This is a genomic window from Gilliamella sp. GillExp13 (assembly GCF_001690815.1).
GTDB classification, from domain to species: domain Bacteria; phylum Pseudomonadota; class Gammaproteobacteria; order Enterobacterales; family Orbaceae; genus Gilliamella; species Gilliamella bombi.
The window spans coordinates 1-15,776 of record NZ_LZHJ01000120.1; the positions used below are offsets into that span (position 1 = coordinate 1).

At 34.4% G+C, this 15,776-nt stretch carries 12 protein-coding genes and 1 pseudogene; 10 read left to right on the forward strand and 3 right to left on the reverse strand.

Features of this window, described 5'->3' with window-relative positions:
* From A9G37_RS08680 to A9G37_RS08700, 5 genes are all read left to right on the forward strand, one after another.
* The coding region (locus tag A9G37_RS08680; protein WP_141671140.1) for an IS3 family transposase at positions 1 to 385 on the forward strand (385 nt) is incomplete at its 5' end.
* Between the two features lie 494 nt (positions 386 to 879).
* Positions 880 to 3,168, forward strand: coding sequence for a class 1a ribonucleoside-diphosphate reductase subunit alpha (gene nrdA / locus A9G37_RS08685; protein WP_065575272.1), 2,289 nt, complete (start codon positions 880 to 882; stop codon positions 3,166 to 3,168).
* Positions 3,169 to 3,312: 144 nt separating this feature from the next.
* A complete protein-coding gene (gene nrdB, locus A9G37_RS08690) occupies positions 3,313 to 4,443 on the forward strand; it encodes a class Ia ribonucleoside-diphosphate reductase subunit beta (protein WP_065575279.1) in 1,131 nt (376 codons plus the stop codon).
* A gap of 178 nt (positions 4,444 to 4,621) precedes the next feature.
* On the forward strand, positions 4,622 to 7,276 hold the full coding sequence (gene glnD / locus A9G37_RS08695; RefSeq protein ID WP_065575273.1) for a bifunctional uridylyltransferase/uridylyl-removing protein GlnD: 2,655 nt from the start codon (positions 4,622 to 4,624) through the stop codon (positions 7,274 to 7,276).
* Positions 7,277 to 7,301: 25 nt separating this feature from the next.
* The gene (locus A9G37_RS08700; RefSeq protein ID WP_065575274.1) at positions 7,302 to 8,225 is read left to right on the forward strand and encodes an AEC family transporter; all 924 of its coding nucleotides are present in this window, start codon (positions 7,302 to 7,304) and stop codon (positions 8,223 to 8,225) included.
* Between the two features lie 90 nt (positions 8,226 to 8,315).
* On the opposite strand, the gene A9G37_RS08705 is transcribed toward A9G37_RS08700, so the two are convergent.
* Positions 8,316 to 9,005, reverse strand: a complete 690-nt coding sequence (locus A9G37_RS08705) for an HD domain-containing protein (RefSeq protein WP_065575275.1) — start codon at positions 9,003 to 9,005, stop codon at positions 8,316 to 8,318.
* A gap of 291 nt (positions 9,006 to 9,296) precedes the next feature.
* Here A9G37_RS08705 and mprF point away from each other — a divergent pair, with 291 nt between their 5' ends.
* Both mprF and A9G37_RS08715 read left to right on the forward strand, forming a co-directional pair.
* Complete coding sequence (gene mprF / locus A9G37_RS08710) at positions 9,297 to 11,900, forward strand: bifunctional lysylphosphatidylglycerol flippase/synthetase MprF (RefSeq protein WP_065575276.1); 2,604 nt, start codon at positions 9,297 to 9,299, stop codon at positions 11,898 to 11,900.
* A 1-nt stretch (position 11,901) separates the two neighbouring features.
* The gene (locus A9G37_RS08715; protein ID WP_081297708.1) at positions 11,902 to 13,182 is read left to right on the forward strand and encodes a virulence factor family protein; all 1,281 of its coding nucleotides are present in this window, start codon (positions 11,902 to 11,904) and stop codon (positions 13,180 to 13,182) included.
* A 112-nt stretch (positions 13,183 to 13,294) separates the two neighbouring features.
* On the opposite strand, the gene A9G37_RS08720 is transcribed toward A9G37_RS08715, so the two are convergent.
* Both A9G37_RS08720 and A9G37_RS08725 read right to left on the reverse strand, forming a co-directional pair.
* Positions 13,295 to 14,191 carry a DMT family transporter gene (locus tag A9G37_RS08720; protein ID WP_065575277.1) on the reverse strand — a complete coding sequence of 299 codons (897 nt, stop codon included), beginning with the start codon at positions 14,189 to 14,191 and terminating at the stop codon, positions 13,295 to 13,297.
* Positions 14,192 to 14,792: 601 nt separating this feature from the next.
* Positions 14,793 to 15,230, reverse strand: a complete 438-nt coding sequence (locus tag A9G37_RS08725) for an IS30 family transposase (protein ID WP_081297709.1) — start codon at positions 15,228 to 15,230, stop codon at positions 14,793 to 14,795.
* Between the two features lie 3 nt (positions 15,231 to 15,233).
* On the opposite strand from A9G37_RS08725, the gene A9G37_RS13345 reads away from it, so the two are divergent.
* The 3 genes and pseudogenes from A9G37_RS13345 to A9G37_RS12600 form a co-directional block, all read left to right on the forward strand.
* Complete coding sequence (locus tag A9G37_RS13345) at positions 15,234 to 15,353, forward strand: transposase (RefSeq protein WP_141671141.1); 120 nt, start codon at positions 15,234 to 15,236, stop codon at positions 15,351 to 15,353.
* Between the two features lie 18 nt (positions 15,354 to 15,371).
* Positions 15,372 to 15,494, forward strand: a complete 123-nt coding sequence (locus A9G37_RS13220) for a hypothetical protein (RefSeq protein WP_255306888.1) — start codon at positions 15,372 to 15,374, stop codon at positions 15,492 to 15,494.
* Positions 15,494 to 15,776, forward strand: a pseudogene (locus tag A9G37_RS12600) (IS3 family transposase); the annotation flags it as partial. The gene A9G37_RS13220 and the pseudogene A9G37_RS12600, both read left to right, overlap by 1 nt.

Sequence of the window (15,776 nt, forward strand, 5' to 3'; positions counted from 1 at the left end):
TTTAGTGTGTAATACATTAAAACAAGCCTTATTTCGGCGTCACTTTCCTAAAAATGTACTCATTCATAGTAACCAAAGAAGCCAATATTGCAGTGCTGATTTCAAGCAATTATTATTACAATATGGACTAAGGCAAAGCATGAGTCGAAGAGGAAACTGCTTTGATAATGCGGTTGTTGAGAGTTTTTTTCATACACTCAAAACCCATATTATTCATGACTGTTACTATAAAACGAGGAAGCAGGCTAATAAAGCACTATTTGAATATATTGAAATCTATTATAATCGGATACGCCGTCATTCAGCCAATGGCTGGGTATCACCTGAACAATATGAACAACAATATTACCAAAACGAAAAAATGATAGAGGCGGGCACTGTCTAATATTCTGGCTAGGATCAGTCAGCCCGACTAAAAAACAATTTTATACTAAAACGTATAGTTACATGAAAGTTTTTAACAGAAATTACAACTCCTATGGCAACCTCGCTTTAGCATTGGCCTTGTAAAGGTGAGTATCAGGATGATACGAATAATCAGGGTTACATTATAATCGCTACCAATATTACGACCCGTACACCGCCCGCTACATCAGCCAAGTACATTTTAACTCATGCAGATTTTTACTTTGTCGATAATCAATTAAATGATATCGACAGCACGACGTTAACTTGCATAAGTTATTCTTATCATTTTTTATGAAAAATAAATTTTAACTATTAAAATCAATAACGTTTTATTTTAATTAATAAATTTGAACCATTGATTAATAATACTACATATAGTGACAAATTCAATTAATAGGTACTATATATTGTATATTTTGATAAATATCAATTATCATAATTAAAAATATATTTTAACATTGGAATGAAAGAATGAATAAATCAATACTTGTTACCAAACGAGATGGAAAGAAAGAACCAATAAACCTTGATAAAATCCACCGTGTTATTACATGGGCTGCTGAAGGATTAGAAAATGTTTCTGTTTCTCAGGTTGAATTACGTTCACATATTCAATTTTATGATGGCATTCGTACATCGGATATTCATGAGACAATTATTCGTGCTGCAGCCGATCTGATCTCACAAGAAGCGCCAGACTATCAATATTTAGCTGCACGCTTAGCAATCTTTCATTTACGTAAAAAAGCCTTTAATCAATTTACCCCACCTTCACTTTATGAACACGTTAAAAAATTGGTCGATAACGAGCTTTATGATAAACACTTGCTTGAAGATTATACGCAAGAAGAATTTGAACAAATGGATAAGATTATCGATCACTGGCGAGATATGTCTTTTTCGTATGCCGCAGTTAAACAACTTGAAGGAAAATATCTAGTACAAAATCGTGTCACTAACGAGATTTATGAAAGCGCGCAGTTTTTATATATTCTAGTTGCAGCTTGCCTTTTCGCTAATTATCCTAAAGATACACGTCTTAGTTATATCAAACGCTTTTATGATGCCGTTTCAACCTTTAAAATTTCGCTACCAACGCCAATTATGGCGGGGGTTCGTACTCCTACTCGACAGTTCAGTTCTTGCGTATTAATTGAATGTGATGATAGTTTAGATTCTATTAACGCCACAGCAAGCGCTATTGTTAAATATGTATCACAACGGGCAGGAATTGGAGTTAATGCAGGGCGAATTCGTGCGTTAGGAAGCTCAATTCGTGGTGGTGAAGCTTTTCATACAGGCTGCATTCCATTTTATAAATATTTCCAAACAGCGGTTAAATCTTGTTCGCAAGGTGGTGTGCGAGGAGGAGCAGCAACTGTTTTCTATCCTCTTTGGCATTTAGAAGTTGAAAGTTTATTAGTATTACGTAACAACCGTGGCGTTGAAGAAAATCGTGTCCGTCATTTAGACTATGGCGTACAAATCAATAAATTAATGTATCAACGTTTAATCAAAAACGAAAATATTACCTTATTTAGCCCATCGGACGTTCCTGGTCTTTATGATGCTTTCTTTGCCGATCAAGATAAATTTGAAACACTTTATAAACAATATGAACAAGATCCAAATATTCGCAAACGCGAAGTTAAAGCCATTGAACTCTTTGCATTATTAATGCAAGAGCGCGCATCAACTGGGCGTATTTATATCCAAAATGTCGATCACTGTAATACTCACAGCCCATTTAATACACAATTAGCACCTGTTCATCAATCTAATTTATGTATGGAAATCGCACTGCCAACAAAACCGCTTAACAACGTTAATGATGAACATGGCGAAATTGCCCTTTGCACATTATCAGCCTTTAATTTAGGTAAAATAGAATCTCTAGATGACTTTGAAGAGTTAGCCGATTTAGCGGTACGCGCTCTTGATTCACTACTTGATTACCAAGATTACCCTGTACCTGCAGCTCGTCATTCTTCATTAAATCGTCGTACATTAGGTATTGGTGTTATTAACTATGCCTATTATTTAGCAAAACATGGGGTTAAATATTCCGATGGCAGCGCCAACAATTTAACTCACCGTACCTTTGAAGCCATGCAATACTATTTGCTAAAAGCATCGAATAATCTAGCTAAAGAAAAGGGAACCTGCCCATTATTTAGTCAAACCACATATTCGCAAGGTATTTTACCTATTGATACTTATAAAAAAGATTTAGATACCATTACTAAAGAGCCATTACACTATGACTGGGAATCACTACGAGCATCAATTAAAACCTATGGACTTCGTAATTCGACATTATCGGCATTAATGCCATCAGAAACTTCGTCACAAATTTCCAATGCAACAAATGGTATTGAACCACCACGTGGTTTTATTAGTGTAAAAGCATCAAAAGATGGTATTTTAAAACAAGTGGTTCCTGAGTATAACCATCTGAAAAATTTTTACGAATTACTTTGGCAAATTCCAAATAACACTGGTTATTTACAATTAGTAGGCATCATGCAGAAATTTATTGATCAATCAATTTCTGCTAATACTAATTATGATCCGGCTAAGTTCCCAAATAATAAAGTACCCATGAAACAGCTATTATCAGACTTATTGACTGCTTATAAATTTGGCGTAAAAACACTCTATTATCATAATACACGCGATGGCGCTGAAGATATTCAAGGTGATATTGTTCCAACAACCCATTCGGATGATGGCTGTGAAGGTGGCGCTTGCAAAATTTAACCTTGATTAAAACTAAATAGCTACACGCTAAAATTCAATTTTTTATCGGGGAAAACTAGTAATTTCCCCATTCAACTTGCCTTTTACACTGTCAAAAGGAAGCGGTAAAAGCAACAGTAAATGAGTAGGAGTTCTTTTATGAGTATGAATTACAGTACCTTTTCGCAAGTGCATAACGACCAGCTTAAAGAACCAATGTTCCTTGGACAATCAGTGAATGTTGCGCGTTATGATCAACAAAAATATGAGATGTTTGAAAAGCTAATTGAAAAACAACTTTCTTTCTTTTGGCGCCCAGAAGAAGTCGATATTTCACAAGACCGTATTGATTATGCTGCGTTACCAGAGCATGAAAAACATATTTTTATCAGCAATTTAAAATATCAAACTCTGCTTGATTCCATCCAAGGTCGTAGCCCTAATGTTGCTTTACTGCCACTTATTTCAATACCTGAATTGGAAACATGGGTAGAAACTTGGTCGTTTTCTGAAACCATTCATTCTCGTTCATATACTCATATCATTCGTAATATCGTTAACGATCCATCTGTGGTTTTTGATGATATTGTCACTAATAAAGAAATTCAAAAACGTGCTGGGGACATTGCAGGTTATTATGATGATCTTATTAGCTATGCAAGTTACTATAATTTATTTGGTGAAGGTGAACATAACATCAATAATCACACTGTTTGCATTAATTTACGTGAACTTAAAAAGAAACTTTACTTATGTTTAATGAGTGTCAATGCACTTGAGGCTATTCGCTTCTATGTTAGTTTTGCCTGCTCATTTGCTTTTGCTGAACGAGAACTAATGGAAGGGAATGCCAAAATCATTAAACTTATTGCCCGCGACGAAGCGCTACATTTAACTGGCACTCAGTTTATGATCAACACACTACGCAGTGGTGAAGACGATCCCGAAATGGCTGAAATTGCCAAAGAATGTGAACAAGATTGTTATAACTTATTTTTACAAGCCGCTAATCAAGAAAAACAATGGGCCGAATACCTGTTTGAGGGCGGCTCAATGATTGGTTTAAATAAAGATATATTATGCCAATATGTCGAGTATATAACGAACATTCGTATGCAAGCGGTCGGACTAAAATTACCTTTTGAAGCTAAATCCAATCCAATTCCATGGATTAATAACTGGCTTGTTTCTGATAATGTGCAAGTAGCACCACAAGAAGCCGAAATGAGCTCATATTTAGTTGGACAAATTGATTCTGAAATTAATGAAGATGATTTAAGCGATTTTACTTTATAATTTTATACTCAAACACATACTTACCTGAAACTTTTTGACAAAGGGAACAAATTATTGTTCCTTTTTTGTTGTTAATATCAATTAATAATAATTTTCTTTCTTCTAACCGTAGCTTGACAGTCATTTAAAATCGGGTAACGATATAGCTATTGAATTGTCTTAATTTGATAATATAGCTATGACTAAAACCCATTTTTGTTACCCAGTCTCTCCACTTAATTTCAATGATGAACAGATAAATATTACATATCTAAAACAGCAGCTTGAGGAGTTTCAACAGTGGTCCATGGTCCAGTTTGAGCAACAAGCTGACATTGATACCTTAGTGCATTTACGCAGTCAATTTATTGACCGTTTACTTGAACGATTATGGCGTTTTTATCAAATACCTAAACATGTTTCTTCCTTCTTTAAACGTAATCGTATCGCTTTGGTTGCTGTTGGTGGTTATGGTCGAGCAGAATTACACCCACTGTCAGATATTGATATTTTAATTTTAAGTGATTATCCGTTGACTAAAGAGATAGAAAAACAGATCAGTGATTTAGTTCGCTTGTTATGGGATTTGCATTTAGATATAGGGCACAGTGTTAGAACATTCAGAATCTGCCTACAAGAAGCAAAAAATGATATCACAATAATGACTAATTTGATTGAATCAAGGCTTATTTCTGGCAATCAATTACTATTAGATGAACTACATAAGCAAATTTTTAGCGATAAAATCTGGCCGTCTCGTGCTTTTTATAAGGCAAAAATACAAGAACAACATGAACGTCATAAGCAATATCACAGCACCTCTTATAACCTAGAGCCTGATTTGAAAAATAGTCCGGGTGGATTGCGAGATATGCAAATTATTCAATGGATAGCGATTCGTCACTTTGGTGGAGAATTTCTACAAAAAATAGCTGATTTCAACTATTTAACCCCTGAAGATATTGAAGACTTTAAAACTTGTCGTAAATTTTTATGGAGAATACGTTTTGCGCTTCATTGTGTCATAACTCGTTATGATAATCGTTTGTTATTCGATCGTCAGCTAAGCATTGCTAACATGTTAGGTTATCAAGGCGAAGGTAATTTTCCTGTTGAGAAGATGATGCATGATTATTATCGTGTTGCTCACAATATTACTGAACTTAATCAAATGTTATTACAACTGTTTTATGAATCTATACTTGAACATAATCCACATAACAAACCTTATGATATTGACGAATATTTTCAAGTTCGAGACAACCTAATTGATGTAAAAGATAATGACATTTTCAAAAAAGATCCCGTCATGATTATGCAGCTTTTTCACACTATTTTGTTGAATCCTCAAGTTATAGGACTGTATTCTAATACAATTAGACAATTACGTTCCGCTCGGCGTACACTAACCACTTTACTTTGTGAAGATGCAAAAGCAAGAGCGTTTTTTATGTCGATTATCAAGCACCCAGATGCAATTAATAAAGCCATTTTACCAATGCATAAATACGGTATACTTTCTGTCTATATACCGGGTTGGAAACATATATCTGGGATGATGCAATTTGATCTGTTCCATGCTTACACTGTTGATGAACATACCATCCGCTTGCTGCTTGAACTTGATAGTCTTAAAACCGAAAGTGGCAAACAAAAACATCCTAATAGTGCAAAAGTCTTTGCTAAATTACCTAAACTCGAATTATTGGTAATTGTTGGTCTATTTCATGATATTGGCAAAGGCCAACATGGCGATCACTCGGAAATTGGCGCTCATTTAGTTGAAAAATTTTGTCAACTACACGAACTCGAAACCAAAGATACTGATTTAATTTGCTGGCTAGTACGTTATCACTTACTGATGTCTGTTACTGCTCAAAGCAGAGATTTACAAGACCCTGCGGTAATTGGAGAATTTGTTCAATTGGTCAAAAGTAAGCGTCGCTTACAGTATTTGTTATGCCTAACAGTAGCTGATGTTTGTGCTACAAACGAAACGCTTTGGAATAATTGGAAACAAAGTTTAATGCGCGAACTCTATCTTAGTGCAGCAAGTTCCTTTGACTCTGGTATACACCAAATACCCGAACAGCGAAGTGTTGCACGTAAAAATAAGCAAGAAGCATTAACCATTTTAGTTAAACAAAATTATGATGAACAAATTATTAAAGAGCTTTGGCAAAACTATCGCATTGACTACTTTGTCCGTTATACAACCGAACAGATTGTATGGCATGCAAAAATTCTATTGCAACATGACTTGGGCAAAACATTAGTAGCCATAAATCCAAATCCATCTCATGGTGGTAGTGAGCTTTTTATTTATTCGCCAGATAGACCTTATCTATTTGCAACTGTGTGTAATACGCTAAGTATGCATAATTTAACTATTCATGATGCACTTATCATTACAAATAAAAAAGGATTTGCACTCGATACATTTATCGTATTAGAGCCTAATGGACAAACAGTACAAGAAGATCGAAACCAAGGTCTAGTAAATGCACTTGATAAAGCACTACAACAACCTGTTTACAAACCTGTCACCATAAAACCACCGAAACAACGATTGCGATCGTTTTCAGTACCGACTCAGGTTAACTTTCTTTCAGCCTTTAATGACAGCCAAACCTATATGAAGCTCATAGCACTTGATAGACCGGGATTGCTGGCTTGTGTGGGCGAAATATTTGCTAATTTAGATTTATCATTACGGAGCGCTAAAATAGCAACTATCGGCGAACATATTGAAGATCTGTTTATTCTAACTGATAAAAACAATCAAGCGCTTGATGATGAAACATGTCAAAAACTTCGAGAATCAATCATTATAGCTTTTGATTCAATGAATTAATTTAATTAACCAAAAGATATAACTTATGCAATTTTTTATTATCTTATTTCCTATTTTTTGTATCTTTATTGTAGGTTTTATCGCACAAAAAGCCTTAAAATTTGATGTCGCCAACCTATCGAAAATGTCACTTTATGTGCTATCGCCCTTTTTGACATTTAAAACGTTTTATACTCATACTTTAACTACAGATTATCTATTTTATATTGGTTATGTCTTTGGTTTATGCTTTTCATTAGTTATTATTGTCTCAATTTGCTCGATACTCATGAAGTATTCAGTTAAAGAGCGCTGTGCAATGATTTTGAGTTCCTGTTTTATGAACAATGGTAACTATGGTACTCCTGTACTATTAATCTTTTTTGGAGCTGTCGGCTTTGATCTTGGCGTAATAATGATGGTATTACAACAGTTTGTAATGAGTACTGTAGGCATTTACTATGCGGCTAAAGGTAGCGCTCATAGTGATATTGTAAATCAAAAAGACGTTATTAATAAAGTTATTCGTATGCCTGTAGCGTATGGCGCTTTTTTAGGTATTATTTTCCAATTGTGCCACATCCCTTTATCTAAATCGATTATGACTTCAATCGGAATGATCGGTGACGCATCAATTGTAGTGATCATGATTATTTTGGGCATGCAACTGGCAAAAATAAAACTTACTCAGCTTAATTATCCTAAAATCTCATTTGCCTTACTTGCACGTATGGTGATTTCACCAATTGTGGCATTTTGTATGGTTTACTTTATGCCAATTGAGCCTGTTTATAAACAAGTTTTAATTGTCCTTGCTGCAATGCCAACTGCCGCCAATACCACATTAATGTCAGTACAATTTGATACACATCCAGAACTGGTATCAAGTGCGACCTTGCTCAGTACTTTATTAAGCTTGATCACTCTTCCTATTGTGCTTGGATTAGTTGGAACACCAATTCCATTTTAGTAAAACCTGTCTTTTTAAAAGAGGCAGGTGTTATACAAATTTTTCAAAAATTAATTATTCATACTCTAACTATTATCGATAAACTAATTTTCAGTAAGAATAATCCTCTCCTTGCCATTCTTTTTCAAATTGTTTAACAAACTGAACTAAAAAATGATGTCTTGGCTCGGCTAGCTTTTTAGCTATGGGGGTATTCATCATATCTTTAAGTAAAAAAAGTTTTTCATAAAAATGATTAATAACGGTATTAGGATGTTTATAATTATTTTCATCCAGTGAAGTTCGTGGTGAAATATTAGGATCGTACATAATATTATGCTTATTACCGCCATAATAAAAGGTGCGAGCAATACCAATTGCACCCAATGCATCTAAACGATCGGCATCTTGTACGATCTGCCCTTCTAGTGATAATTCTTTTTTCTGATTAAGATTTTTTCGATATGACATATTCTCGATGATAGCAAAAATCATCTTAATTTCGGTGTCGGTAAGTGTTAGAGACGTTAAATAATCACGCAATTCCATTATTGCTTGACTCACATCAGCAACCACTTTTTCATCAATCACATCATGCAAATAAGCGCTAACAATCACAATAAAACCGTTCGCTTTTGGTTCATGCTGTAAAATCTTTTTTGCTAACTTTACAACACGTTCAATGTGCGCCATATCATGACCAGAAAAATCATTGGATAGTTTCTGTTTAACAAAAGATTGAACATCCAAAACAAGCTTTTGTTGTTCCTTTGTTAAGAAGGTATTTGATAATTCGTTCATCTCATTTTTACTCAACAAATTAATTAAAGACAGAATGATAAACACATAAAAATTTTATGTATATATATTGCTAAATAATTAGCAAATACGTTATTTAATATAGTAAATCAATATCAATTTAGGCTAAATAGATAGTCTTATTATTTTTATATGAAATATCTACATATAGAAAAACATTGAATGTAAATATTTTTTATCTTTTTTTTATTTTATCACGATTGTTTTCACTAAAATGGAAAGGTAGAATGCGCGAATCAAAATATTATCAAAGCAAATATTGGAGTTGATTAAGTGAAAATATCAACGCGTAAAGTTTTGCCTTGGCAGTTAATAGAATACTTCACTCGTTATCGCCAGTTTATAGCTCTACTATTTGGTCTATCTATCTTTTTTATAGCACTGATTGTGTGTTGGCACTTACTTAAGGCAATTAATGTTAATGAGTTAAAAAGAGCTATTCATCACCTTTCGATGTCTACAATTTTATTTTCGTGTTTATCTGCTATTGGTAGTTATTTAATGTTGATCTACTACGAATGGTCAGCTGCACGTTATGCGGGCGTCAAATTGAAACCCGCAACTATTGTGCTGGGCGGAATTTGTGCCTCAGCTATCGGTAATGCAATCGGATTGTCGGCATTATCTGGTGGTGCGGTGCGTTGTCGTCTCTATTTTAAACAAGGATTAACAACTATTGATGTTGCCAGAATGTCAATTTTTGTTACCTTATCATTAGGATTCACTTTACCATTATTAGCAGCGATTACCGCTTTAATTCATCCCAAAAATACGATGTTAGCTTTGCATTTATCAGCAAATAGTGTGTGGATAATTGCATGTAGCGTAATTTGCTTTTATGGTGTGCTATTTATCTTTTTGCAAAATAACCGATTAGCAGAAAAACCAAATAACAACACCCAATTATATCAATTATTTCGATGGCCTATCCGTCTTCCTAATCTTCGTTTAGCATCTTACCAATTTATCATTACTCTATTTGATGCCATTTTAGCCGGCGCAGTACTTTATTTTCTTTTACCAAAACACCCTGATTTTGTCACCTTTATTATGATCTATATTCTGGCGTTAGTAGCTGGAGTATTGAGTCACGTTCCTGGTGGTGTTGGTGTATTTGAAGCTATTATGTTAGCGGCATTTTCATCCGAAATTAATATAGCTTCATTAACCGTTGCATTAATCATTTATCGCATTATTTATATTTTAATTCCCCTTATTTTGGCGGCTATTTTGCTTTTAATAAACGAGGGAAAACATTTTTTAACCGCACCTCAGGTTAAAGAGACAGAAACAGGGATTGCAGCGCCTATCATGGCGGCAGCTGTATTTTTTGCCGGTGTGGTGATGATGTTTTCAAGTGTACTTCCTGGGTTTAATCACCATTTAGTCAGCACCTTTATCCCCAGTAAAATAGTCAATATTGCTCATCTAATTGCTAGTTTAATTGGCGTTTTATGCATATTACTTGCAGTAGGAGTAAGACGAAGACTCTATTTTGCATGGGGCATTTCAATTATTTTATTATTCTTAGGTAGTATCTGCTCGCTTTTACGCGGATTACATTGGATTGAAGCCAGTGTATTATTAATTATAGCGATATTATTAATCCATTTTAAACATGCTTTCTATCGTAAAAGTCGATTAAGCATATTACCTTTTTCAATTAAATCGTTTGTCATCTGCTTTTGCATTATTGCGCTTTTTGTATGGCTAATTTTATTTATATATCAAGATATTCCTTATAGTCACGATTTATGGTGGCAATTTGAGTTAGACAGCCGAGTACCGCGTGCACTTCGTGCCGCTTTAGGCAGTTTTATTTTGTTAAGCTTTATTATGTTGTTTTGGTTATTTCGCCCTGCGCCACCAATTCTAACTCAACCAGAACAAAACGAGCTAAGTAAAGCCTATCAAATCATTTTAGATTCAAAACAACCTGAAGGTGGGCTTGCCATGAGTGGCGATAAGTCATTACTTTTTAATGAATCAAAAACTGCTTTTATAATGTATGCCAAGCGAGGCAGAAGCATGGTTGCCCTTTATGATCCAATTGGGAATAGTACTGATCGTGCTAATTTAATTTGGACTTTTCGAGATTTGTGCGATCAACATAATCTTCGTCCGGTTTTTTATCAAGTTAAAGCAGCAAATTTATCTTTTTATATGGATATTGGTCTTAGAACTATTAAGCTTGGTGAAGAAGCCTTAGTTAATTTAAAACAATTTGATTTAAGCTCAAAAGATTATAAAGATCTTCGCTACACGTGGAATCGAGGTCAACGAGATGGTCTATCTTTAGTATTTTATTCTCCAGGTACAGCACCACTTGATGAATTAAAAGTAGTTTCAGATGCATGGTTAAAAAGCAAACACGCTAAAGAAAAGCAATTTTCGTTAGGCGCTTTTTCTGAACAATACTTGAATAATTTCACTATTGCGGCAATAAAATATGAAGGTCGTATTATTGCTTTTGTAAATCTACTAGAAACAAATCAAAACTATAGTGCAAGCATTGATTTAATGCGTGTTGTCCAAGATATTCCTAAATTAACTATGGAGTTTTTAATGGTTGGGTTGATTTTACATTATCAACAAAAAGATTTTAAATTCTTCAGTTTAGGGATGGTTCCACTTGCAGGTATGCAAAGACGTCGAGGCGCTCCTATGATTCAAAGACTAGGTGCGCTAGTTTTTAGACGAGGTGGACGTTTTTATAACTTCCAAGGATTACGCCGCTTCAAAGAGAAGTTTGCAACACACTGGGAGCCACGTTATATGGCGGCTCCCGCAGGGCTTGATCCTTTAGTTGCAATCATTGACACCACCATGCTAATTTCAGGTGGAATAACGGGATTAAAAAAGAATAAGAGATCATAATATGAAAAAAATAATACACTGCATTTTGTTGTTAATTGTTATGATACTCATAGTACTATTAGGATTTGTTGGTTGGTATTTGATAAAAAAACAAGATAGTGCGTCAGTAAAAACGATAACAATCGAAAATGATTTTTCTATTATATCGGCAAAACCTAAACAAACAGCCGAAGCTGCGGCTATTATTGTCGCAACTAACAACAATCATTTTACAGAACAACAACTATTAAACTTATCTGAAAAAATGGGCGCTAAACTAGTTCAGTTTGAATTAAAACCGCAAGCAACTTGTGCTGAGCAAAAAAATCGCTTTAACCAAGCTGTAAACATATTAGGAGAATCTAATTTTGCTGTTGCAGGTATGAGAGAAGGTGCCACTTTTGCTTATCGATGGCTAGCAGAACAGCAAAGTGATGATGCTAAAGCATTATCAATAGAATTCATATTAGATCATAAAGATTGTGATGATCCATTGCCAAAACAAGCTAACCACGGAACGTGGCAAGTAATTTGGAATAATCCACCCGAAGAAAATGTTGCAGTATTCCCACGAGAACAGAAAAAGATTGCTGTCACCACAGGAATTGGCGAATACCAAACTTCACCTGTTGAGCTTTTAAGTTTGCATTTATCTTCAATTTTATTTGGTGATCATCAACAGCTACCTGTTATTGAATTACCCGCAACGAGTAAAGAAGTTCATCCTAAAACCATTACTCTTTACTATTCTGGCGATGGGGGCTGGCGTGACTTAGACAAAGTATCTGCTGAATATATGGCTGCGCATGGTTATTCTGTTGTTGGTGTCGATGCTTTGAAACTGTTTTGGCAACACCGTTCTGTTGAGCGTAGTGCAAAAGATCTTGCCTATTTGATGCAACAATATCGCGAAAAATGGGGTACAACTCGTTTTGTGCTTACAGGTTATTCATTCGGTGGAGATATTTTACCTGCACTTTATAATCGGTTATCAACTACAGATCAAAATAGTGTTCAAGCGATTGTGATGATCGCATTTTCAAAAAATGCCAATTTTGAAATTGAAATCAGTGGTTGGCTTGGTCAATCTGGTAATGAAATGAAAACAGGTCCAGAAGTCAATAACATACCAGCGAGTAAACTATTTTGTATTTATGGTGAAGAAGAGAAACACGATACTGGATGCTTACAGCCAGAAATGAAAGGTGAAGCATTCAAATTACCCGGAGGCCATCATTTTGACGAAGATTATCAGCATTTAGGGCAAATTATCATGGATGCAATTGATAAAAGAATACAATAATTTCGATTAGTGATATCAAAATATTGCAAATTTATTAAATAAAATCGGGTTCTTTGTCATCAATCTGAAAGGAGCTAATGCTCCTTTTTATATGTTCGACTTAATAAAAAAATTATTTTTTTGTTACCCTAACTACACCTTCTGATAATAACATACCACAAAGCGTAAATAGTGTTCCAATAGCAGCAATCCAAGTAAAAGGTTCGTTCAAAATAATAACAGCCGCAATAATAGTAAGAATTGGAACTAAATATAAATAAATACTAATTTTAACTGCACCAATTAATTTAACAGCATAGTTCCAAGATGCAAAACAAATAGCCGAGGCACCAACACCTAAGAATAAAAAATTAAAAATGTTAACAGGATCGGTAAAACGTGATAAATTCCAATCAAAGTCAAAGAAAGATAATACAGGAAACATTAACATCAAACCATAAAAAAAGAATCGCCTTGTTAACAAAATAGTATTGTAGCCATAATTGCTACTTTTTTTAGTTAAAATCGAATAACAAGCCCAAAATAAACAAGCCAACATAGTAAGCAGATCACCAAGTGGATTTAACGAAAGCACAAACTTACCATTAAAGCTAATTAGTCCAACACCAATAATTGCAAATAAACAGCCGACATAAAAACGTTTAGGAGGAGTTTCGGTTTTTAAAAAGAAAATAGATAGTATTGCAGTAAATATTGGTGCTAAAGTGGTAATTACTCCAACATTTGAAGCTGTAGTATAAGTTAATGCAATATTCTCACATAAAAAGTAACAAGTTACACCACACAACCCTGCACATAAAAACATAAACTCTCGCTTAACCCCCTGCCAAGCAAAAAAGCGCGGTGATAAGATCCAAAGGGCTAGATAGCCAAGTCCAAATCGAAAAAACAAGATCTCTATTGGTTTAAAATCCGTCAATAAAACTTTTGTTGCAATAAATGTTGTTCCCCAAAGAAACACTGTCATTAATGCGATTAAGTGCCCTTGTGTTCTTTTTGAAAATAACATAATAATCTCTCTCTCACATAACAATTTCGCAACCAAAGTACAGCTCATTGCTCAATCTTTTATTAAAAATAGTAGTATTCAAAAAAATTTAAAACAATTTAAAACAATTTATGATCAAGACTTGATAACCAAAGAAAAGGCGCTATTTATTAAATAATTAAAATTCTAGCAATACTAGCTTTCTATACGCATTATTTTAAAGCAAAAAAAAAGAAGTAAAAATACTAAAGCAAGTAGTTATTAATAAATAAATGGGAAAAGAAAAGATTTTAAAAATATTTATATGAAAGGAGTATCAGGAAAAAAAATCCACCCGAAAACTCGGATGGAAGGCAAAAAATGAAAAACGTAATCTGTTAATATAGACAAACTAATTAGAGAAAAGTTCAATTTAATTTCATATATTTTTTAATATTTAATGATAAAAAAAGTAACGCAATGATTTTTAATATAAATTATTTTTAAATTTCCTAGATTACACCATGAAGAGCAATTCTTCTTAGCTCCTTAGAATAAAAATCGGCAGGGCTTTTAAACTTATGCCGTTTTCTTGGGCGTGTGTTCAATAGATATTGTATTTTCTTTATCTGTTTGTCGTCAACTAATGAAATGCCGCTGACTTAGGTATAAACTGACGTATTAAGCCATTGGTGTTTTCATTTGTGCCTCTTTGCCAGCTTTTATAAGGCTCCGCAAAGTACACGGTAGTATTTAAATAATGCTCAATAGCATGATGATAATTAAATTCGGTTCCATTATCAAAGGTGATGCTTTTAACCATTTTTTTAAACGGCGTTAGCAATTTTATTATCATATCTCTCGTTTCGGAGGCGGTACGTTGATTGAGGCGCCCAATTAATACTAGCCCTGTTTTGCGTTCAACTAATGTCACCAATGCTTGCTTGTCTTTACGGCTAATAATCGTATCTCCCTCCCAATGTCCTCGTGTTTTCCGGCTTTCTACATAACTTGTGTAACTCTCCCCTAAAATAGTACAGCAAAAAAGTAGAAAATTCTCTATGATAAAAGTAAAGGGGATTTAATGATGAAAAAAATGACTAAACATCAAATCGTCGCTATTTTAAAAGAAGCGGAAGCGGGTATTCCCGTTATAGAGTTGTGCCGTAAATATGGCATGGGTAATTCAACTTTCTATAAATGACGAGAAAAATATGGCGGTATGGAAACTTCAAACATCAAACGTCTAAAAGAACTCGAAGTGGAAAACCGCAAGCTTAAGCAGATGTTTGCCGAACTGAGCTTAAAATCACAGCTTCAGGAAGAAATCATAAAAAAGCTTTAGTGCCCACAAAGGCACGTAAAACGTGGGCACAGCAACTACAACAAAATCATTCTGTTACTATAGCTATGAGCTGCGCTATCGTTGGCTTAAGCCGTTGTGCTTACTATTATCAACCTAAGTTACAGGATGATTCGGTGATTGTTTCGGTATTGAATGCTATCACAGACCGGCATTTACGCTGGGGCTTTCCTAAATGCTTTAATCGTATCAGAAAGCTCGGCTATCAATGGAACCATAAGCGTGTTTATCGGGTGTATTGTGAATTAAAGCTTAATCTCAGAG